Source organism: Sphingomonas sp. GW821-FHT12D09, assembly GCF_058807215.1.
In genome coordinates this window covers 561,019-582,063 of record NZ_JBXAQL010000002.1, presented here as the reverse complement: position 1 = coordinate 582,063, position 21,045 = coordinate 561,019, and the positions used below count along the sequence as shown (strand labels likewise).

Below are 21,045 nucleotides of genomic sequence, written 5' to 3'. Positions count from 1 at the left end.
CCTGATATTGCGGCGCGCCATAAAGATGCCGTGCGTTCTATGCTAGTGCGCGGCGCGCAACACGTGGCAAAATCCAGGCGGTGGTCGAAAGCCCGGCCGCGCACAGCGCGATCGCCGTGCCGGTGGCCCCGAACCGCGGCACGAGCAGCCAGCCGAACAGAAGCACCAGGCCTCCCTCGGCAAGCGTGACCCAGGCGACGATCCAGAGCCGCCCCAATCCGAACAGCAAGATGCTGTTGCAGTGATTCCACATCCAGATGATGAAATAAAGGCCCAGAACCGCGTTCATCAGCGATCCCGGCTGCACTTCCTTGCCCGCCCAAAGCGGGATCACCACCGAGCCGAGCAGTGCAATGCCGACCGCGACAGCCACGGAGAAGATCAGCGCCGCACGCAAAAGCCGGCCAAAGGCGCGACGGATCCATTGGTGGTCGCCCCGCACCACGGCGTCGGTGATCGCCGGCCAGAGCGGCGCTGTCACCATCAGCACCGCGGTCGAAAGCAATTGCAACAGTCGAAAGACCACCGCGAACGGCGTCAGGTTTGCGGCCCCGATCATGTGCCCGAGCTGCACGAGCGAGATGTTGTGCATCAGCAACGTCGCGATCTGGATAAGCCAGAATGCCAGGCTGGAGCCCATCAGCAACCGCAGCTCGGCGCGGTTGACCAGCTTCCATTTGGGAAAGAGATAGGGCCTCGAGCGCGTCAGCAGCAGGAGGAGGTTCAACCCCTTCCCCAGCGCGATCGCGCCGAACACCGCCAGCGCGAATGCGGGCACGGTCGGCCAGAAGAAGGCGACGCAGAAGATCAGGATGAGCGATACGAAATTCGCAACCGTATTCATCAAGTTGTTGATGAAATCGTCCTGATAGGCGGATCGCGCCGCCTCGCCGACGCTGAAGATGATCTGCGCCACCAGAAATGCGCCGACCACGATCATGCCCGAGCGGATGTCCGATCCATACCGGGCAGCGGAATCGCCGAACACAAAATCGAGGTGCGGCTCGGCGACAAGATACAGGCCAGCGAGCAGGCAGGCGAGCAAGGCGGCGATGCCCAGCAGCAGGAATATCGCGGTCGAGAACAGGACATGTTCCCGGAGCCGCTCGCCCTTGTTCCACGCCACTGCGAGCTCGCGCGTCAGGCCCGGGCCGATGCCCACACGCCCGAGGTCGATCCAGACGAGCGCCGAGACGAGCATCGTGTAGATGCCGAACTGCTCCCCGCCCATCGAGCGCACCGCCAGCGGCACGGCAAGGAACTGCACCGCCATGCCGAGCGCCTTCGATCCGGCGCTGGTGAGGAACGCGAGGCGCACGCGCCCCGCGCGGAAAGCCCGGCGCTCGGCATGCTGCGCATGATCCTCAAGCGCTTCAACGTCCTCCGGCATCATGCATCGTCTCGATCAATCGTTCCACGATCAGACTTCCGAAAGAAAAGCCCGTAGCGTCCTTGAAATTGCGGAGGCCCGCACGCCCCATGCGCTCCCGCAGGCCGGCATCGTTGCACAAGCGCGCCAGCGCCTCCACAAGCGCAGCGTCGTCCGCCTCCGGCGCGGTAGTGCCGCTGCCATGCTGCGTGGTCAGCTGCCCGACCAGTCCTTCGCGCGTGCCCAGCAATGGCCGCGCCATCTGGCCCGCCCGCACCATCGCACCGCTCGAGCAATAGCTGCCGGGATAATAGCCCCAGATGATATCGGCGCGCAGGAAGGCGGAGGCCTCTTCGGCCTCGCTGACGCGCCGTGCTACCTCGATCAGCCGCCCGCGCGCGCGCAAAGCTCGAGCCGCCTCGCCGCCTAGCACCTGCGCCATGCCCGGCTCCTGCGTACCGACGAGCGCGACAACCAGCTGCTCGGATATCTTGGGGTCCAACGCGGCAGCCAGCATTCGGTCGATCGCCTTGCGATGATCGATATAGCCATATGCCAACAGCACGATGGCCTGGTCCGGCACCTCCAGCCAATCGCGGTCGGCGGGCACCGTCGCGATGTCGGCGGGATCGCAAATCGTCTCGACACCGGCCGCCTGGAGATAGGGCGCCAAATAGGGGTCGATGCTGAATATCAGCCCGCGCGACGGGTTCTTGACGATCCGGCGATAGGCCAGCGCTTCGATCCGGTCCTGCCAGCGCGAGGGCGCGATCGCGCCGACATGCCGCAGATGGAAACGGGGCCGGATGGCGATCCCGCCCCATGGGATCCCGCCAAACGGGCGGGCCGTCACGGCGAAGGGGAAGAGGCAATAATCATCGAGGAACGGCACGAACACATAGTCCAGTCGATCCTTGCCGGCGATGGAAGCGGCCGCATCCCGGAACCGCCGGCTGTTCTCGAATTGCCGCGCGAACTTCGCGGGCAGAAGCGAATGGCCTGCCAACCCCTCGGGAAGCAGATGGAGGTCCAGACAATCCCCAAACTCGTCGAGCATGGCACGGGTCCAGGGGAGCGCGGCCGCCTGCGCCGTGGTCACCAGCGTCGCGCGCACCGCGCCGCACCGCGCGATCGCCTCGGCAATATAGCGAACGAAAACCATGCGATGGCCCGACGCATCGGGCTCGCAGAGGAGAATATGGGGTTTAGCCATCGGCCGCTAAGCACGTGCCAGGCGGGCACTACCTATTTCCGCCGAGCCCCCCCACCCCTTGCACATCGGAAGCCTCTTTCGCGTCAAAGCGTCGCCAACGCATCGATTGCCTCGGCAATCGGGTAATGGTGGTTGCCGACGAAGATTCCGCGCTGGTCGATGTGATCGGCGTTCTTGAGATCGCCATGAACCACACTGTCGAAGTAGCGCACGACTTCGTTCTTCGCGAAATTGCCGGCGACGATCGGACGGCATTCGAAACCGATCCCGTTGAGCCGCTCGACGAGCTGCTTGCGCGTCATCTCGACACCCGGGCGGAGCACCAGGCTGAAGCCGAACCAGCTGCTCTGTCCGATCTCCTGCTGGATCATCACCAGCGGGTGGTTGCCAAGACCCTCCTGGAACAGCGCGCCATTTGCCTGGCGGGCACTGATCAGCCCAGGCAGGCGGCGAAGCTGCTCGACGCCAAGCGCACCCTCGATCTCGAGCGGGCGCACATTGTATCCCGGCAGCACGAAGCGGAAGGACTCCTCGAAGGGATCATCGCTCTTCTCGCTGCAAACCAGATTGTGCTTGGGTAGATTCCGCGTCCAGCCATGCGCGCGAAGCGACAGGAGGATCTGATAGAGCTCCTCGTCGTCGGTGACGATCAGCCCACCTTCCATGGTGGAGATGTGGTGGCTGAAAAACGAACTGAAGCTGCCCATCACCCCGAAGGTGCCCGCGAAGCGCCCCTCGAAGGTCGCGCCCATGGATTCGCAATTGTCCTCGATGATGACGATGTCGCGATCGCCGATCATCGCCTTGATCGCGGCGAAATCATTGGGATTGCCCAGAAGGTTCACCGCCATGATCGCCCGCGTATCGTCCGAGATCGCCGAGCGGAGCTGGTCGAGGTCGTAGTTGAGCGTCGCGAGGTCGATATCGACGAACTTGATCTTCAAGCCATATTGATGGAGCGGATAATAGGTCGTGCTCCACGACACGGCCGGCACGATGATTTCGTCGCCCGCCTTGAGCCGCAATGCATCGTTCTTGGTGTAGAACAGCGCCGCGGTCATCAGCAGGTTCGCTGACGAGCCCGAATTGACCATCACGCAATACCGGCTACCGACATAGTCCGCGAAGCCGCGCTCGAAGGCCTCCACTTCCTTCCCCATGGTGAACATGCCGGAGGCGATCACCCGCTGCATCGCGTCCTGCTCCTCCTGCCCCCAGGAAGACGTCGCGAGCGGAAATTCAATCGTCATGCTTCATATTCCTTCAGGTAGAAGCGGTAGGTTTCGGCGATGCCCTCCCGCAGACCATGCGCGGGAGACCAGCCCCATTCTTCCTGCAAGCTGACATCGACGAGCTTGCGCGCCATGCCGACCGGCTTGCTGAGATCATGCACGAAGCTGCCCGTGAAGCCGATCACTTCCGCGACTGCCGCATAATACTCGTTGATCGTGTAATCACGGCCGAGCCCGATGTTCATCACCGGGGGCAGCGTATCGAATGCATCTATGCCGCGCATCACGCCATCCGCCAGGTCCCCGGCGTACATGAACTCGCGGCGCGCTTCACCGCTTCCCCAGATCTCCACCGTATCGACGCCGTCGCGGACCGCCATGTGGGTCTTGTGGATGATCGCCGGGATCAGGTGAGAACGCTGCGGATCGAACTTGTCGTATCGACCATAGAGGTTACACGGGATCAACGTCTTGAACTGAACCGACGAGTCCTCGCGCATGATAAATTCGCACAGGCGCGCGGTGGCGATCTTGGCGATCGCATACCCCTCGTTGGTAGGCTCGAGCTGGCCAGAAAGGACCATGCTCTCCTGGAGCGGTTCCTGGACGTTGCGCGGATACATGCACGAACTGCCCAGGTTCAGCAGGCGTTTCACGCCCCCTTCATGGGCCGCCATCACGATATTGCGGCCCATGTCGAGATTATCGACCAGGAACGAGACGGGCTCTCGCATGTTGGCCTGGATGCCGCCGACTTTCCCGGCCGCATGGATCACCAGATCGGGGCGCTCCGCGTTCAGATAGGCGCGCACAGCCGCATAGTCGCGCAGGTCGAGATCCGCGCTCCCGGGCGCAAGCATCTCATGCGCAACGGCAGACGGATGTTCGAGGATGTTGCGCCCGACCATCCCGCGCGCGCCGGTAAGCAAGACCTTCATCGTACGATCTCTATGATGCCATCAGGTCCGATCGTGCACGTGATATCCGTGCTTCTTGACCAACTGGTCACGCTCGGCCTCCGCGAGATCGGCAGCAACCATTTCCTTCACCAGCTCCGCGAAGCTGGTCTTCGGGGACCACCCCAGCTTGGTCTTGGCCTTAGTCGGGTCACCCAGCAGGGTTTCGACCTCGGCGGGACGGAAATAGCGCGGATCGATTGAGACGACGCACTTTCCGTCGTCCAGATAGCCCTTTTCGTCAACGCCGGCGCCTTCCCACCGGATCGTCATGCCAAGCTCGCTCGCCGCCGCATCCACGAACTCGCGTACACTGTACTGCACGCCGGTGGCGATCACGAAGTCCTCGGGCTTCTCCTGCTGCAGCATCAGCCACTGCATTTCGACGTAATCGCGGGCATGGCCCCAATCGCGCTTCGCATCGAGATTGCCGAGATAGAGGTGATCCTGCATGCCCAGCTTGATACGGGCCAGCGCTCGCGTGATCTTGCGCGTGACGAAGGTCTCGCCGCGCAACGGGCTCTCGTGGTTGAACAGGATGCCGTTGCAGGCATAGATGCCATAGGCCTCACGATAGTTCACCGTGATCCAATAGGCGTAGAGCTTGGCCACGCCGTAAGGGCTACGCGGATAGAAAGGCGTTGTCTCTTTCTGCGGCGTTTCCTGCACTAGGCCGTAGAGCTCCGAGGTGCTGGCCTGATAGAAACGGGTCTTTTCCGACAACCCCAGGATGCGGATCGCCTCCAGAATACGCAGCGCACCGAGCGCGTCCGAGTTGGCGGTGTATTCCGGCTCCTCGAACGAAACGGCCACATGGCTCTGCGCCGCGAGGTTGTACACCTCGTCCGGCTGCACCTTCTGGATGATGTGCGAGAGGCTCGACGAGTCCGTCAGGTCGCCATGATGCAGGACGAAACGAACCGATTGCTCGTGCGGATCCTGGAACAGATGATCGATACGGTCCGTATTGAACAACGAGGTCCTGCGCTTAATTCCGTGAACCTCATATCCTTTGCCGAGAAGAAACTCAGCAAGATACGCCCCGTCCTGACCGGTGACACCCGTAATTAGTGCGCGCTTCATAATATCAATACCAATCCCAGCAAAATTACCATGCCCCTTATTCGGTTTTTTCTAACACCAGCCAACGCGCACAGCGCTCCGGCATAGAAATTCACAAATCCGCATAGTAATTTCTATAAACAGATAGAGACTTTGAGCGTGCCTACAAACCCGCTCCGCATCTGTCCAGCGGCTTGTAGAACAGCGCGCCCACAGGCTTGCAGCCAGCCGTGGTGGCCCGCCAGCTAGCCGCGCGAGCGGGATGAAGCCTTCCACTCGAAATAAAGATGATATGCAAACGCAAGACCAATTCCCAGAATAAATCTATTGTATGGAATCGGTGGCGAATAAACCAAATGCCACGCAGAAAACATCAGAAGCGGCATCATATATGAGACTTGCAAGGGCGGCATTTTGGAAAGCAGAGGAATTGCAAACAAAGTTCGATAGAGCAGCGCCACCCAAAATAGCGCCGACACAATTCCAGATTCAAAACCAGTCGCAAATATCGCCGAGTGATAGAGGATATTGTCCTCATTCAGTATCTCGTTTGCCCCATAAACGGCAAGCTGAATAGTTTCATATATGTAGAGAGAAGGGTAATTACCGATACCCACGCCGACCAGCGGAGAATCCATGATCCCGCGAAGGTTGACCACGATCTCCGGTCGACCACCGATCAGAATAGAGCCAAAGGAGTCCTGGAAAATCGCAATGCTCGCCGCGCGATTTCCGAAGAAACCGCGTATGGCAAGCTCTGCATACAGCTCGCTGAAACCATAGGCAGCCAAGCCGAACAGCACCATGAGTATTGGAGCAATTTTCCTATAGTCCCGCGGCACTTTGTATCGCGGGAGAATATAAAGGCCCAGTGCCGATACGAAGTAAACGCCGCCGATCGATCGTGCACCGATGAAGAAACATAGCAGCGCATAGGCGAGCAGTGCTCCTACAACGGGAAGTGTCGTCGCTTGCCGTTCCCGCGCGACCAGAGCGGCTGCAGCGGCAATTCCCACGCCCAACGGAGTGCCGACGAGAAACTTGATGGGATTATCATAGACGCGAAGATCGGTAGGATAGAAATAGTGGCAGCACATTCCGATCATTGCGCCCAGCACGAGCATTCCACGCCCGCGCACGTCCGTCCGCATTATCGCAAAGAAATATCCGACGATCTCAACAACGAGCGTGATCGGCTGATAGGCGCGGCTCAAGAAGGCGTAGGCACCGGAACCGTGGATTTGCGCGGAAATCGCCATCATCGATATGCTCAGCACCAGTACGCCGATCAGCACATGGAATACCCGGCCATATCGCAGCCATGTCGTCGCGATGAGATACATCGCGACAAGATCGAACGCAGTGAGCCGAGACTCCGGCGCGATCGGAACCGCCACCGCAAGCCCCATCAGCATGCAGACAAGCGGCGAAAATTTGAAATCGCTTTCCTTCGTCAAAAAATCGGTTCCTCTAGATTTTGCAGCTCTACCGAAGGAGCCCCGCCTGGCTCCAAGATGTCCGCGATCAATCGGCGTAGCGGCGAAATCACCCTCATTCCCCTAAAACCGCTATTGACGATACGCCCGCCGGGCAAGCCCCGCTCGAAACCTTCCTCCGCGGCCATCAGGCGGATGGTCATGCCAGGCGGAACAGATCTGGGGCCCACGCCAGCGATTCGGTTATTCTGCGACGATATACTGGCCAGAAAAATGGATATGCATTGTCCCCGCCATTTCGAGCCGACGATTCGCTTCCGAACCGGCGGAAAGCGAAATGGACTTACCTCCGGAGCAGAGCGTCCCATGCCCGGCCTCCGATTCCCCGCCGAACTGCGTGATCACCAGAAACGAAGATGCACCCGCGCTGGGATAAGGCAGTCCCGAAACCTGGAGCGCGCCATTGCCCCGGTGCTGGCGCCAGGCAACGACGACCTCGACATGGACCAGATTTCCGATGCGCGTGAAGCGTCCGTCGCGCTGGACATAGTCGATCGGGCCGCCTCGCTGGCCGCGCAGTTCGGGCTCGAAACGCCCCTCCTCATACCAATCCAGCGTAGTGGGATCAGGAATGGGGCGGTTCTCGAAATTCAGCCCCAGGCTTCTGTTCCGGATGCGGATGTTGCCGCTCGTCCGAATATCGCCTTCGGTAAAGCTGTTCAGGCCAATGGCGACATCATTTGTCACGTGAACACCGCTGTCGGTCACCAGTAGGGACGCCGCATTGTCTGCGGTGACATTGCCTTCCACGACACATTCGCCGCTGTTCGCGCCCAGCACGATGCCCGGTCCGCTGGAGTCCGAGATCGTGTTCCCGCAGACGCTGCTGCGATACCCGCCGTAGAGCTTGATGCCCATGTTAATGGCGGAGCGCCCCATGCCGGATCGCACCACCGTATTGCCCACGCAGCTCGTATAGGGCGCGAGCTCGATGTTGATCCCCGCCTCCCAGCTGTCCGCCACCGTGTTGGCGGTGAGGGTGGTGTTGCGCACTTCGCCCCGACCACGGCCGCCAAAGCCCCCCTCCAGATGCAGGCCGTTATATTCGCCCGTCTCGCTGATGTGATTGCCGACGGCGATATTCCCCGAAACGGAGATGTCGCTGGCGGTGAAGCTGATGCCTTGGGCGGTCCGTTGCACCCGGCAATGCCGCACGCCGTTGCGGCTGCCATTCAGGAAGGCGACGCCGCCGTCGGAAAAGCCAATGACGTCGACGTTCGAGACTTCACAGTCGTCTGCATAGGTGAATTGGAGTCCCGCACCGTTGATGATGCTCGGCCGCCCCTCCGCGAACCGCGCATCCCCCAATATCCTGAGGTCGCAAACGCGGATATTGGTCAGGGGACGCGACTGCGACCCGATCGCCTGCACGGCGTCGGCCCGGCGATTGTTCACCGCATGCAGGACCGATGCGCTCCCAAGGCCATAGAGCATGACGTTGGAACGAAGCTGTAGCGGACGGGTGAACCGATAGATGCTCGCCGGGACACATATCGCCCCGCCCCCTGCGGCCGCCACGGCGTTAATTGCCTTCTGGATGGCGTCGCTATTGTCCGCGGCATCACCGGGTATGGCGCCGAAATCGCCAATCGACAGCCATGCGGAAGCCCCGCCAGTATCGGCCACGCGCCCCTGGACCTCGGCTGACCGCGCCCCTGCCCCCAAGGCAGAAGCGCCGGTCAACGCGACGGTACCGTTCAAAATCCCGCGCCGTGAAACCATGGCAGTGCTCGTTAACCTTCCGCGCCGAATTCGCGTTTCCTGGGCAGGGTGCAGCCGACGGCCCATATTGCCGCGAGCACGGCGATCGAGGCGAGAAGCGGCGTGCGCAAGGGATAATCAACTAGGCTGGCGCAGCCGAACAGGATCAACATCGTCGCCCCCAGGCGCGCGAGCAGTACGTCGGACTGGCTGCCCTTCCTGCTGCGCCAAAGCGCGACACCGACGAGCGCCGCAACCGTCAGCAGCAGAAGCAAACCGGGAACGCCGGCGGTAAGGGCGACTTCCAGATATTCATTGTGCGCGTGATTCGAATAGGTGGCACGCAGCATCGCTTCAGGTTCGCTGACCTGGTACACTTGGACATAGGTGCCGACGCCGGATCCCAGCGGCATATATTGCGGCACGATCGGCAGGATGCTCCGCCAGAGCTGCGGCCTGAGATCCTCCCCCAGGCTGCTCATGCGATTCAGCGCCAGGTCGCGCTGCGCGAAGATCGTGACGCCGAGCGCAACCGCGATCAGCAAAACCACGATCACCACCTTGGTCGCGCCACGCCAGAAGCCGCTGAGGTGCCCGAAGCAGCGATCGGCGGCAAAGCCCAGGCCGAAGGTCAACAAGATCGAAAGCAACCCAACTGCAAGGCCGCCACGCGATCCGGTCACGATCAACAGCGGCACCAGCGCCACGGCCACGGCAATTGCGCCGATCTCAAGCGCAGCCAGGTTCCAGCCGAACCGCGCTCCCAGGCGCGCCGCCACCATCAGCATTGGAAACAACACCGCAAGCAGCGCCGCCTGATGGTTCTTGTTGGCGAAGAGCCCGGCTGCCTCGATGCTCTCGGGCGTGCCCAGACTATGGTATAGGCTCAGCGGAACGCCGGCTGCCTGTGCGATCCCGAAAAGTGCGCTGACCACGGCCAGAGCAAGCACGACGAAGAGGATCCGGACCCGATCATCCGCGCTCAACTGCACCGCCAGCACGAGCACGGCCAACGGCACGCTCAATCCGACGAGCGCGTCGAGCGTCTCGGAGGGAACCAGGGAAAGGGGGCGCCATGTCTGCGCGACCCCGAAAATCACGTCGCTTTCCTTGACCAGTGCCCGCCCGGGCAGCGCCTGCCATATCGCGGGCGGAAGCGGCAGCAAGTGCAGCAGGGTAAGCACGATGATCGCACCCGCGACCATCAACGGAATCCAATATTGGCGCCATCGCTCCGGGGAGGTGGTAACCAACCCCAAAATCAACAGGGCCACCGCGATCCCGCGCAAAATATACAGGAATGCCACGCCGGTCTGCGAGCTTCCACCAAGGCAGAACAGCAGCACGAAAAAGGCCGACAATAGCCAGAAGGGCAGTTTTGGTGCCTCCGCTTCTTCCCGCTTGCCGGATCCAGAGCGGCTACGCGATCGGATGGGATACGCCCTCTGCCGCATTGCTTTTCGCCGCTCCCATGCTCGACCGATGTCGTAGTTACACCGCCGCAGCAAGTGACCGGTCCAATCCCCGCCGTCAACCCGGCATGCCGCGCCCGGCGTCGGTGCGCTATCCCGGCCCGGAGCTCGCTTTACCTGGCATCTCCGCTGGCCTAATGGAAGCCAGCTGAACGGAAGGGCGTATGATGGTTGAGAGCTGGGGACGGCAGATTCCGGTGCGGGCCATTTGGGCCCTGCGCGCGCTGCTCGTCGTGATCGGCCTGATCGCGATATATTTCGTGGTTCAGGAAACCCGCGCCAATTCGCTGGAATTCAGGTCCGTGCAGCAGGCCCACAATCTGGCACCCTGGAACGGAGAGATCACGGCGCGCTATGCCCTTGGCGAATTGGCCGTGGATGCCGGCGCGGCGCAGATTGCCGAAACCGATGCCCTCGCACGTGAGGCGCTCCGGCACGATCCCCTTGCAGTCAAGGCGATGCTCACCCTCGCCGCAAACGCTCAGCTACGCAACGAGAGCGCAGCCGCCCGCGGCATGTTCGTGCAGAGCCAGAAGATATCGCGTCGCGAACTGCGCGTGCAACTCTGGGCGATCGAGGATGCAGTAAACCGCGAAGACATCCCGGAGGCGCTTCGGCACTACGACATCGCCTTACGCACCTCGCCTGGCGCCAAGGATGTTCTGTTTCCGATCCTGGCGGACAGCCTTTCGGCATCGGACATTCGCAGCGCGCTGATCAAGTTGTTCCGCTCCACGCCGCAATGGGGTCCGGATTTCATATACTTCGCCGCCAAAAACGGCTCGGAGCCCAAAGCCGTCAGCGATTTCGTCCGGGAACTGCGGCAAGCCCACATGCCTGTGTCGGACGCCCCCGTCGCCGTGCTTGTCGATTCACTTGTCAGCAAGGGGGCCGTCGACGAGGCTTGGGCATTGTATGCCGCCGACCATCCGGGTTTGCGGCGGGACCGTTCCCGGGATCCGCGCTTCGCCTCGTCGGCGGCCAGCCGCTCCACCTTCGATTGGCAGTTGTTCAACGGCGAAGGCATCACCACGTCGATCCAATATGACGGCGGGGCGAATGTATTCACCTACAATGTTTGGCCCAGCAGCAGCGGCCTGCTCCTGCGGCAGATGCAGCTATTGCCGGCGGGCCGCTATGTGCTTCGCGGCGACGCCGAAACCGGGCAGTCCGCGCCGCGCTGGGAATTGAACTGCGTCGGCGGCAATTCCCTTGGCCAAACATCCCTCGCTCCGGCGACCCGGAAGGCCTTCTCGGGCACCTTCACTGTGCCCGCCGGTTGCCCTGTCCAGTATCTGTCGCTCCTTGCCTCCGGGAGCACGGATTTCGCCAACTACACCGGCTCGATATCCAGTGTGGAATTGCTGCCCGAAGGACAGGCGTCTGCTCGGGACACCAGCACGACCAGTATGTTTGCTTCCAGATAGCGCGATCCGGGCGAGCGCCTGAAAATCCCTTCGCCGACGCCTCCGAAATAGCGCGACTCGCGGATTCAACGCGAGTCGCGCGTAGACGACGAATCCCGAATATGGTAAACGCCGCGTTTGGGAGGGGCGTTTTTGACTGCCGAAATCTGGTTCTGGCTGGCGATCGGATTCAGCTTTGCGGGCTATGCGACGTACCTAATCGGGCTGCGTCGCGAGCTGGTGGAGCCGAACCGTGCGTCGTGGCTGATCTGGAGCGCGGCGACCACGCTCGAGGCGCTGACCTATGCCGCGGTGAACCCCGGCGCGCCGCAGGGCTGGGTGTTCGCGGTCTCCTCGGTCGCCTGCATCGTCGTCACGCTCGGCATCTGGCGGCGCTCGTCCTGGGCCCCGCCCTCCCCGACTGAAACCTTCTGCATCGCGGCCAGCCTGAGCGCGTTGATGCTGTGGCTCGTCTTCCGCGAGGCCTTCTGGGCGCACATGCTGGTGGTCATCGCCGTGCCGGTGAGCTTCTGGCCTACCTGGGCGAGTGTGTGGACCGATCGCAGCCGCGAGCGTTCGCCGGCCTGGGGCCTGTGGACCTTTGGCGACCTGGCCACGCTACTGGTCGCGGTTCGCGGCGCCGAGCTGGGCGTGGCCGAACTCGGTTATGTCGTGGTCGAGTTCCTCTGCCATGCCAGCGTGTGGTTCCTGATCGGCCTGGCGACGATCAACCCACTGCGCTCGTTCGGCACGCGCCGCGGCGGGCTGGTCTGGTTCGACCGCTACCGGCCTTCGGACAATCTCTTCAAGGTGGGCGACAACCATCTGGGCAAGGCCGTTTTCGCTGCGAGCAGCTTTGCCGAAGGCGATGTGCTGATCGAGTTCACCGGCCGCCGCTTTCGCGCCGATCAGATCCCCAGCCTGATGCGCGGCCGCGGCGACCGCTTCGTGCAAGTGACGCCGGACCATTATATGGGCCCGTCCGGCCGGATCGACGACCTGGTCAACCATAGCTGCGACCCCAATGCCGGGCTGCGCTTCACCGATGCCGGCGTGTTCCTGGTCGCCGTGAGCGCAATCGAACCGGGCGCGGAGATCGCCTGGGACTATTCGACGACGCTGCGGGAATCGAACTGGCACATGATCTGCCAGTGCCGCTCGGAGCAATGTCGCCGGGTGATCGGCAATTTCGACAGCCTCGATCCCGATCGGCAGGAGTGGTTCCGGGCGCGGAACCTGGTGGCGCCGTACCTCCGTCGGAAGGACGACGTAGCCAAGACGCGGAAGGTGGCCGGTAGGCGATAAGCTTGTCCGAACGGACAAGGTTCGATCCAAACGGGCCGAGAGGCATATGCTTCCTTTCTCCCTCTCCCCTTCAGGGGAGAGGGGCATGCGGGATCGCCGACTACTCGGATATGCCAGACAGATGCGCCGCGAAATGACGCCGGCAGAACAGCGACTTTGGTACGCGTTACGGGCAAGGCGCTTCGAGGGCGTCAAGTTCAGGCGCCAGACTGTGCTGGGCTCGTGCATCGTCGACTTCGCCAGCCGCTCACAATTACTGGTGATTGAAGTCGATGGCGACACGCATGCGGGCCGAGAGGGCTATGACGCCGCGCGGGATCTCAAGCTGCGAGGAATGGGTTTTCGCGTGCTTCGGTTCTCGAATGCCGACGTGATGGGGAATTTCGAGGCCGTACTCGGGGCGATTGGCGAAGCTATGCGACAGCCCCGCTCCCGGCCCTCTTCCCTGAAGGGGAGAGGGAGAAGAAGGTCAGCCTCCTCCCGAACCTAAGCCGCGATCTCCTGCGGTTGCGCCAGCCGCGCCGTTCCCATCGTCAGGATCGCCTTGGCGCCGGTGCCCTTGCCGTCGCTGACCAGATCGAGCCGGCCTTCCATCGCCAACATCGAGTTCGCGCACCAGTGCAGCCCCAGCCCGCCCGACTTGTGCGCGCGCGTGGAGAAGCCGCGCTGGAAAAGCGTGGGCGCGCTCGACGGGTCAAAGCCTTCACCGTCATCGCGGATATGGATCTCGGTGCTGTCGCCCTTGGCGTGGATCGTCACCGCGATAGAACCGCTGTTGCGCCCGGTTGCAGCAATAGCCTCGGCGGCATTGGCGAAGAGATTGCCGACCACCTGGCTCAGGATCACCCGGTTCGCCATCACCCAGTTCGTGGCCGAGGGGAAGCTGAAGGCAATCGAGTTCTCGCCCGAATAGCGCGCGATCGTGGCGTTCTGGGCGACGATATCGGTGATGTCGCAGGCATCGAGCGGCGGGCGCTCATGCGCGGCTTCCTGCTGCTGGCCAATGATCTCCAGCACCTGGTGCATGGCTTGGCGGCCGACCGCGATCTGCTCACGGCGATCGGCGCGCTCCTGCTCCACGCTTTCGATCGCGGCGGCGAGGAATGCGGCGAGCTTCTGGCGGCGGACCGCTGGCGCTTCCTCGGCGGCGAGCTCGGAGAGCGCGCGGTCGAGCAGCGCACGATCCATCGGCGCGCCGGTGCCCAGGCCCTGGCTTAGGATCGTACTGATCGGGTTCAGCGCATTGCGGACATTGTGCATCACCGCGACCGCGCTTTCGCTGCGGCCCAAGGTGAAGCTCTGCACCTCGAGTTGCTCGCGCAGGTCCTTGAGCTGCTTGAGCATCGAATTGAAGCTGGTGACAAGGCTGCCAATCTCGTCGTCGCGCTGCTTGTCGGTGAGCAGGCCGAGCGTGCCCGAGGCGCGGACCACGCCCATATGGCTCTCGACGCGCTTCAGCGGGCGCAGGACGAGGCGGGTGATCATCCGTCGCAGTGCCAGCAGCACGATCGCCAACAATACCGAAGATCCGACTACGGCGAGGATCAGCATGCGCGTGCCCAGCGTCGAGAGATCGCGTGGGACGGAATAGGTGGCGGTGGCGACCGAACGGCCATCGGGGCCGGGGATCGGCACGGCGATCTGGGTGCGGCTCGTGCCGGGCGTCCGGGTGACTTGGGCCACCGGGTTGTCGAGCGCGAGGCTGGCCTTGAGCTGGAGCAGCGTGCTGAGCTGTGCTGCGGTGACAGCGCGGGCCATCAGCACATAGCCCCTTGGCGCGCCGCTGCCGTCGCTCTTGCGAACCTGCGCGATGCCGACCGAAGCCAGCGTATCGCCCAGGCGAATGAAGAACCCGGCCGAACTCTGGCCGTGGAGTGCCTTGGCGAAGTCGAGGCGGGCAATCGCATTGGTCAGGCGCGCGCGCATCGCCGGCACGTCGGCCTGCTTTTCCAGGTCGAGCCAGCGCGCAATGACAATCGAGCGGTCGGGCCGGATATAGGCCATGCCGTTGACGTCGAGATTGACCATGGCAAGCGCGGAGAAGCTTTCTTCCTCGAACGCCTTGGTCGGCTTGGCCATGTACTCGTAGGACGAATTCCAGTCGCCATAGTCGCGCACCGCGTTCTCGACCTTGGCGGCGACGTCATGGACAACGGCCTGGGTGCGCGCGACGTGCGCACCCACTGCATCGTCCTCCAGCTTGTTGAAGCTCGGGGTGATCACGGTGGCGAGCAGCAAGGCAAGCGCAGCGGCGCCGAGCACGCCGACGCCGGTAAGTATCAGAACCAGTTTCGCGCCGAGCGACGCCGGCGCCTTGAGGCGCCCCGCGATCGGCATCAGCCGTGCGTCCCGTTGCTCAGCTCAACTTCGGGCTCGGGATCGTCGGCGCCCATGAAGCGGTTGTTCGCCAGGACCAGCGCATCCTCGGCGTCCATCGGGCGCGCGAGATGATAGCCCTGCATATGGCTGCAGCCGGCCAGGCGGAGCGCCTGGAGTTGCGCCTGGGTCTCCACGCCCTCGGCGACCACTTCCATGCCCAGCGCGCGGCCAAGATGGATGACCGAATGGACGATCGCGGCGCTCTCGCGCTCGCGGCCCATGCCGTCGACGAAGCTGCGGTCGATCTTCAGGCAATCGAGCGCGAAGCGGCGGATATTGTAGAGACTCGAATAGCCGGTGCCGAAGTCGTCCAGCGCGATGCGAAAACCCATCTGGCGCAGGCGGAACAGCGTGTCGGCGGCGCGCTCGACATCGTCGAAGATCGCCGTCTCGGTGATCTCGATCTGGAAGCGGCCCGGCTCGACGCCGGCGCTGGCGACGCGCTCCATGATGTGCGCGACGAAATTGTGGCGGCGGAACTGCCGCGGCGAGAAATTGACCGAGACATATTGGCCCGGCCAAGTCTTTACCGTCTCCACTGCGCGATCGATCACCCAGTCGCCCAGTTCGTGGATCAGGTTCGATTCCTCGGCGATCGGAATGAACATGCCCGGCGAGACCATGCCATATTCCGGGCTGCACCAGCGGATCAGCGCCTCGAAGCCGGTGATCTCCAGCTGGTCGCGACCGACGATCGGCTGGAAGACCAGCTTGAGCTCGCCCTTGGCGATGGCTTCGGAAAGTCCGCCTTCGATCTGGCGGCGGAAGCGGATCGACTCGTCCATCACTTCGTCGAACAGCCGGACGATGCCGCGGCCGGCATGCTTGGCGTCGTTGAGCGCGAGGTCGGCGCGGCGCATCACGTCGATCGGATCGTTGATCGTGCCGGGCGCGACGACCATCAGGCCGACCGAGGCACCGCCCTGGACCGAATGGCCGAACACCTTGAAGCTGATCGACACCGCCTTGAGCAGCCGTTCGGCGATCATCTCCGCCTCGTCCTCGCCGGTGACCGGGTAAAGCATGGCGAATTCATCGCCACCCAAGCGGGCGACAAAACCTTCTGCGGGTACATTGGTCTGGAGTATCTCGCAGACCATGCGGATCAGCTCGTCGCCGGCGAGATGGCCGAGCGTGTCGTTGACGATCTTGAACCGGTCGAGGTCCATCATCGCCATGGCGAAGCACTGGTCCCCTTTCACTGCCTTGCCGAGCATGTGAAGGAACGACAGGCGGTTCGGCGCGTCAGTCAGCGAGTCATGATTCGCGATGTGGACCGCGCGGGATTCGTTGGCGGCGAGCTCGAGCTTCTGTTCCTCGAGCAACGCGATCGCGCTGCGCAGCTTGCCGTCTGCTTCCCAGCGGTGCGCGAGCGCGGTGGCGGTCTGCATCACCTCTTCGGCCTGGAAGGGCTTGGCGATGTAGAAGATCTTGTCGGCCGGGCCGGCGGCGCGGCTGATGTCGAGCGGCGAGAAATCGGAATAGCCGGTGACGATCACCAGGTTGATGTCGGGGTCGAGCGCGCGGATGCGGCGGGCGGTTTCCTTGCCGTCGATCCCCGGCGGCATGCGCACGTCGATGAATGCGACGGAGAATCGATTGCCGGCCTCGATCGAGTCCTTGATCGCCTCGACCGCGTCGAGACCCTGGTTGAAATGGGCGCAGTCGAATTCGAGCACATCGTTGGCGGGCTCGGGCTCAGGCGCTGCATCGTCGTCGCCGAAGAGTTCGGCAGCCATGGCGTTCAGTGCCGTCGCGTTCCCGGTGGAACGTGCCCCGAATACCTGACGATACGACTCGTGCATCGCCCTTTCGTCGTCCACGATCAAAATGCGCACGTAAGATATCCCCTCGCTCAAACCTGCAAACGGGGTAAGCGGACAGCGTTAAGGAGGCGTAAAATCGTTACGCACTGGCTGAGGAAATCGCGCCTGAGAGGGTTAAGGCCAGCGGCTCGGTTTACCCGCCTGCCCCGGCACGATAGCAAGGCCACATAACAGGAGGATGCATGACTGAAGTGCTGGCCGCACGATCGCTGCTGTTCGCGCCGGGCGATTCCGAACGGAAGATCGCCAAGGCCGGTGCGAGCGGAGCCGATCTGGTGCTGCTCGACCTCGAAGACGCGGTGGCCGAGGCGAACAAGCCGGTGGCCCGCGCGCTGGTCGCCGGGCATCTGAAGACCGCCGAGCGCGCCCAGCCGCAATGGGTGCGGATCAATCCGCTCGATACCGGGCACGCGCTGGCCGACCTCGCTGCGATCGTGCCCGCCCGGCCCGACGGGATCATGCTGCCCAAGGCGACGCGCACCGAAGCCGAACTGCTTCACCATTACCTCACCGCGCTGGAGGCGGCGCACGGCCTTCCCCAGGGCGGGATCCGCACGATCGTGGTGGCGACCGAGACGGCACCGGCGATCTTCGGCCTGGGCGATTATGGGGGCTGCCCGCGCCTCGCCGCGCTCACCTGGGGCGCCGAGGACAGCGCCACCGCACTCGGCGCGACGCACAATCGCGACGAGACCGGCGAGTATGACTTCCCCTATCAGGTGTTCCGCGCGCTCGCGCTCGCCGGCGCCGCAGCCGCTGCGGTGACGCCGATCGAGACGATCCATGGCGACTTCCGTGACCTGGACGGATTGGAGACGGTCGCGACCAAGGCGCGCCGCGCGGGCTTTCGCGGCATGCTCGCCATCCATCCGGACCAGGTGCCGGTGATCAATCACGCCTTTTCGCCCTCCCTCGTAGAAATCGAACGGGCAAACCGTATCGTGGATGCCTTCAATTCCAACCCCGGCGCCGGCACGATCGGCATGGACGGCGAGATGCTCGACATGCCGCATCTGAAACGCGCCCAGGCAGTGCTGGCGATGCGCCGGTAATAGCCGTTGCTTTGCCGGGGCTTACGTCTAGGAAATTGATGATGCAGCTGAACCGGGCCCGATGACCGACGCGCCGGCCGAACCGCTCCCGGTTGGCGAGGACGAGTTCCGCCTGATCGCGGACAGCGCCCCTGTCGCGGTATGGGTGACGCGGCTCGACCGGCGGCGCAGCTTCGTCAACCGTGCTTATGTCGAATTCCTCGGGGTGCCCTATGACGAAGCCCTCGATTTCGACTGGCGGCAGATCATCCACCCCGATGACGCCGCGCGGATGCTCACTGAATCGATTGCCGGCGAAGCAAGCCTGGAGACGTTCGCGCTGGAGGGCCGCTATCGCAACGCCCGGGGCGAATGGCGCTGGCTCCACTCCACGTCGCAGCCGCGCCGCGACGCGCAGGGCCGCCATATCGGCTTCATCGGCGTCGCCCATGACGTAACCGAGGCCAAGATCGCCGAACTCGCCCTGCGAGAGCGCGAGGCGCAGCTTTCCGCCTTCATCAACCAGACCACCGCGGGCTTCGGCCAAGTCGATCTGAGCGGCCATTTCACCCTGGTCAACGACCGCTTCTGCGCGATCGTCGGCTGGAGCCGCGACGCGCTGATGGGCATGACCATGCAGCAGATCACGCATCCGGACGACCTGGACCGCAACGTGCCACTGTTCGACAAGGCAGTACGCGACGGCACGCCCTACACGCATGAGAAGCGCTATATCCGCGAGGATGGCGGCGTGGTCTGGGTGAACAACTCCGTGGCGGTGATCCGCCGGCCGACGGGCGAGCCCTTTGGCGTGCTTTCGGTGACGCTGGACGTCACCCAGCGCCGCGAGGACGAGGAGGCCCTGCGCCGGAACGAGGAGACGTTGCGTCTCGCCACCGAGACGGCGGGCATGGCCACCTGGGAAGTCGATCTTGAGACGCTGGAGGGCGTATGGTCGCCCAACCGCTTCGATCTGCTCGGCCTGGCGCGCCGGCCGGACAGCCGCGGCACGTTTCAGGAATGGCTCGACCGCGTGCATCCGGAAGACCGCGCCCTGGCGGAGACTGCGGCGCGCCGCTGCTTCACGCAAGGCGTGCCCTACACGATCGAATATCGCATCTGCCGCGCCGATGACCGCGCCGAACGCTGGCTGCAGAGCCATGGCAGCCGCATCGACTATGCCGACAGCCGGCCGAGCCGCTTCGTCGGGGTCTCGTTCGACATCACCGACCGCAAGCGCGCCGAGGAGAAGCTGCGCGAGAGCGAGGCGCGCTTCCGCACCATCTTCGAGCAGGCCAACGACTTCCTGATCACCACCACGCTCGACAACAAGATCACGTCGGTGAACCCCGCGGTGCTCGAGGCGATCGGATATCCCGAGAGCGAGATCCTCGGCCGCTCGATCCAGGATTTCATGGACGCGGACCAGTTCGCGCTCAGCATGGATGCGTTCAACCGCAAGCTCGAACATGGCGGCTCGACCCGGCTGACCGTGAAGCTGCGCGCCAAGGACGGGCGCGAGCTGATCTGGGAAGTCAATTCGCGGCTCAACCTGGACGAGCAGGGCCGCCCGGTGGGGCTCCACGCGATCGCCCGCGACATGACCGAGGCCAAGCGCGCCGAGATGCACCTGCGCCTGCTGGTCGACGAGCTCAACCACCGGGTGAAGAACACGTTGGCGATCGTCCAGGGCATCGCCCAGCAGAGCTTCAAGGACGATGTGCCCCCGCCCCAGGCGCGCGCGGCGTTCGAAGGGCGGCTGGCGGCACTGTCGGAGGCGCACAACCTGCTCACCCGCGAGCATTGGAGCCTCGTGTCGATGCGCCAGATCATCGACGACGCGTTGCGCCCGCATGGCGGCGAGAACGGCCGGTTCACGCTCGACGGCCCCGACCTGACGATCCTGCCCAAGACCGCGATCAGCCTGGCGCTGGCGATCCACGAATTGGCGACCAATGCCGTGAAGCACGGCGCGCTTTCGCGGCCCGAAGGGCATGTGGCGATCGCGTGGCGGCGCATGCGGGAGGATGGCCCTGCCCGCCTGTCGCTCACCTGGGAGGAGCGCGGCGGGCCGCTGGTGACGACGCCAACCCGGCGCGGCTTCGGCACACGGATGATCGAGCGCGGCCTGGCCGCCGAGCTGGGCGGCACGGTGACGATCGACTTCCGTCCGCAAGGGCTGGTCTGCACGGTCGATGCGCCCTTGCCGGAAGGTGCCGAATGAACCGCTTCGGGGGCCTGCGCGTGCTCATCGTCGAGGACGAGCCGGTGGTCGCGATGTACCTCGAGGATTTGCTCGAGGCACTCGGCTGCGAGCCGATCGGCCCGGCTGGCCGGCTGGCCGAGGGGCTCGCGATGGTCGAGGCCGGCAGCTTCGACGCAGCGATCCTCGACATCAACCTGGGCGGCGAGCGCAGCACGCCGATCGCCGAGGCGCTGCGCCTGCGCGGCGTGCCCTTCGCCTTTGCCAGCGGCTATGGCGCGCCGCCCGAAGGCTTTGGCGACGGCGTGCCGATGATCGAGAAGCCCTATCGCGAGGCGCAGGTCGCCGGGGCGCTTAGTCGGCTTCTCCCAGGCTAGGCCGAGCGAGACGCGGC

The 21,045-nt window shown here is 63.6% G+C and carries 17 protein-coding genes; 6 read left to right on the top strand and 11 right to left on the bottom strand.

Features of this window, described 5'->3' with window-relative positions; genetic code table 11:
• Positions 1–37 precede the first annotated feature (37 nt).
• The 9 genes from AC1RPL_RS12775 to AC1RPL_RS12735 form a co-directional block, all read right to left on the bottom strand.
• Positions 38–1,390 carry a lipopolysaccharide biosynthesis protein gene (locus AC1RPL_RS12775; RefSeq protein ID WP_493069672.1) on the bottom strand — a complete coding sequence of 451 codons (1,353 nt, stop codon included), beginning with the start codon at positions 1,388–1,390 and terminating at the stop codon, positions 38–40.
• Positions 1,374–2,483 (bottom strand): glycosyltransferase family protein, encoded by a 1,110-nt coding sequence (locus tag AC1RPL_RS12770; RefSeq protein ID WP_493069671.1) that lies wholly within the window; start codon positions 2,481–2,483, stop codon positions 1,374–1,376. The genes AC1RPL_RS12775 and AC1RPL_RS12770 overlap by 17 nt, the downstream gene beginning before the upstream one ends.
• A gap of 182 nt (positions 2,484–2,665) precedes the next feature.
• Positions 2,666–3,832: a DegT/DnrJ/EryC1/StrS family aminotransferase gene (locus tag AC1RPL_RS12765; protein WP_493069670.1), complete on the bottom strand. Its 1,167-nt coding sequence runs from the start codon at positions 3,830–3,832 to the stop codon at positions 2,666–2,668.
• The gene (locus tag AC1RPL_RS12760) at positions 3,829–4,752 is read right to left on the bottom strand and encodes a GDP-L-fucose synthase family protein (protein WP_493069669.1); all 924 of its coding nucleotides are present in this window, start codon (positions 4,750–4,752) and stop codon (positions 3,829–3,831) included. Before AC1RPL_RS12760 ends, AC1RPL_RS12765 begins: the two co-directional genes overlap by 4 nt.
• A 21-nt stretch (positions 4,753–4,773) precedes the next feature.
• Positions 4,774–5,853 (bottom strand): GDP-mannose 4,6-dehydratase, encoded by a 1,080-nt coding sequence (gene gmd, locus AC1RPL_RS12755; RefSeq protein ID WP_493069668.1) that lies wholly within the window; start codon positions 5,851–5,853, stop codon positions 4,774–4,776.
• A gap of 224 nt (positions 5,854–6,077) precedes the next feature.
• On the bottom strand, positions 6,078–7,289 hold the full coding sequence (locus tag AC1RPL_RS12750; protein ID WP_493069667.1) for a hypothetical protein: 1,212 nt from the start codon (positions 7,287–7,289) through the stop codon (positions 6,078–6,080).
• A complete protein-coding gene (locus tag AC1RPL_RS12745; RefSeq protein ID WP_493069666.1) occupies positions 7,286–7,471 on the bottom strand; it encodes a hypothetical protein in 186 nt (61 codons plus the stop codon). Before AC1RPL_RS12745 ends, AC1RPL_RS12750 begins: the two co-directional genes overlap by 4 nt.
• Positions 7,472–7,511: 40 nt before the next feature.
• Positions 7,512–9,029, bottom strand: a complete 1,518-nt coding sequence (locus AC1RPL_RS12740) for a NosD domain-containing protein (protein ID WP_493069665.1) — start codon at positions 9,027–9,029, stop codon at positions 7,512–7,514.
• Between the two features lie 32 nt (positions 9,030–9,061).
• Positions 9,062–10,390 (bottom strand): O-antigen ligase family protein, encoded by a 1,329-nt coding sequence (locus AC1RPL_RS12735; RefSeq protein ID WP_493069664.1) that lies wholly within the window; start codon positions 10,388–10,390, stop codon positions 9,062–9,064.
• 275 nt (positions 10,391–10,665) lie between these two features.
• Between AC1RPL_RS12735 and AC1RPL_RS12730 the strand changes: the two genes are divergently transcribed.
• From AC1RPL_RS12730 to AC1RPL_RS12720, 3 genes are all read left to right on the top strand, one after another.
• Positions 10,666–11,928 carry a tetratricopeptide repeat protein gene (locus AC1RPL_RS12730; protein WP_493069663.1) on the top strand — a complete coding sequence of 421 codons (1,263 nt, stop codon included), beginning with the start codon at positions 10,666–10,668 and terminating at the stop codon, positions 11,926–11,928.
• Between the two features lie 132 nt (positions 11,929–12,060).
• Entirely contained in the window at positions 12,061–13,212 is a 1,152-nt protein-coding gene (locus AC1RPL_RS12725; protein WP_493069662.1) for an SET domain-containing protein, read from the top strand.
• A gap of 46 nt (positions 13,213–13,258) precedes the next feature.
• Positions 13,259–13,702 (top strand): endonuclease domain-containing protein, encoded by a 444-nt coding sequence (locus AC1RPL_RS12720; protein WP_493069661.1) that lies wholly within the window; start codon positions 13,259–13,261, stop codon positions 13,700–13,702.
• Here AC1RPL_RS12720 and AC1RPL_RS12715 read toward each other — a convergent pair.
• Positions 13,699–15,549, bottom strand: a complete 1,851-nt coding sequence (locus tag AC1RPL_RS12715; protein ID WP_493069660.1) for a CHASE4 domain-containing protein — start codon at positions 15,547–15,549, stop codon at positions 13,699–13,701. The genes AC1RPL_RS12720 and AC1RPL_RS12715 overlap by 4 nt on opposite strands.
• Positions 15,549–17,396: a GGDEF/EAL domain-containing response regulator gene (locus AC1RPL_RS12710; RefSeq protein ID WP_493069848.1), complete on the bottom strand. Its 1,848-nt coding sequence runs from the start codon at positions 17,394–17,396 to the stop codon at positions 15,549–15,551. Before AC1RPL_RS12710 ends, AC1RPL_RS12715 begins: the two co-directional genes overlap by 1 nt.
• Positions 17,397–17,599: 203 nt before the next feature.
• Here AC1RPL_RS12710 and AC1RPL_RS12705 point away from each other — a divergent pair, with 203 nt between their 5' ends.
• From AC1RPL_RS12705 to AC1RPL_RS12695, 3 genes are all read left to right on the top strand, one after another.
• Positions 17,600–18,469 (top strand): HpcH/HpaI aldolase/citrate lyase family protein, encoded by an 870-nt coding sequence (locus AC1RPL_RS12705; RefSeq protein WP_493069659.1) that lies wholly within the window; start codon positions 17,600–17,602, stop codon positions 18,467–18,469.
• A gap of 61 nt (positions 18,470–18,530) precedes the next feature.
• The gene (locus tag AC1RPL_RS12700; RefSeq protein ID WP_493069658.1) at positions 18,531–20,672 is read left to right on the top strand and encodes a PAS domain-containing sensor histidine kinase; all 2,142 of its coding nucleotides are present in this window, start codon (positions 18,531–18,533) and stop codon (positions 20,670–20,672) included.
• Positions 20,669–21,028, top strand: a complete 360-nt coding sequence (locus tag AC1RPL_RS12695) for a response regulator (RefSeq protein WP_493069657.1) — start codon at positions 20,669–20,671, stop codon at positions 21,026–21,028. Before AC1RPL_RS12700 ends, AC1RPL_RS12695 begins: the two co-directional genes overlap by 4 nt.
• Positions 21,029–21,045: the final 17 nt, after the last annotated feature.

Excerpts from the sequence above, each read along its gene's own strand:
- AC1RPL_RS12730 (WP_493069663.1), top strand. The coding sequence starts at position 10,666 with ATGATGGTTGAGAGCTGGGGACGGCAGATTCCGGTGCGGGCCATTTGG.
- AC1RPL_RS12695 (WP_493069657.1), top strand. The coding sequence starts at position 20,669 with ATGAACCGCTTCGGGGGCCTGCGCGTGCTCATCGTCGAGGACGAGCCG.
- AC1RPL_RS12715 (WP_493069660.1), bottom strand. The coding sequence starts at position 15,549 with ATGCCGATCGCGGGGCGCCTCAAGGCGCCGGCGTCGCTCGGCGCGAAA.
- AC1RPL_RS12705 (WP_493069659.1), top strand. The coding sequence starts at position 17,600 with ATGACTGAAGTGCTGGCCGCACGATCGCTGCTGTTCGCGCCGGGCGAT.
- AC1RPL_RS12775 (WP_493069672.1), bottom strand. The coding sequence starts at position 1,390 with ATGCCGGAGGACGTTGAAGCGCTTGAGGATCATGCGCAGCATGCCGAG.
- AC1RPL_RS12765 (WP_493069670.1), bottom strand. The coding sequence starts at position 3,832 with ATGACGATTGAATTTCCGCTCGCGACGTCTTCCTGGGGGCAGGAGGAG.
- AC1RPL_RS12745 (WP_493069666.1), bottom strand. The coding sequence starts at position 7,471 with ATGACCATCCGCCTGATGGCCGCGGAGGAAGGTTTCGAGCGGGGCTTG.
- AC1RPL_RS12700 (WP_493069658.1), top strand. The coding sequence starts at position 18,531 with ATGACCGACGCGCCGGCCGAACCGCTCCCGGTTGGCGAGGACGAGTTC.
- AC1RPL_RS12720 (WP_493069661.1), top strand. The coding sequence starts at position 13,259 with ATGCTTCCTTTCTCCCTCTCCCCTTCAGGGGAGAGGGGCATGCGGGAT.
- AC1RPL_RS12710 (WP_493069848.1), bottom strand. The coding sequence starts at position 17,396 with ATGCACGAGTCGTATCGTCAGGTATTCGGGGCACGTTCCACCGGGAAC.
- AC1RPL_RS12760 (WP_493069669.1), bottom strand. The coding sequence starts at position 4,752 with ATGAAGGTCTTGCTTACCGGCGCGCGCGGGATGGTCGGGCGCAACATC.
- gmd (WP_493069668.1), bottom strand. The coding sequence starts at position 5,853 with ATGAAGCGCGCACTAATTACGGGTGTCACCGGTCAGGACGGGGCGTAT.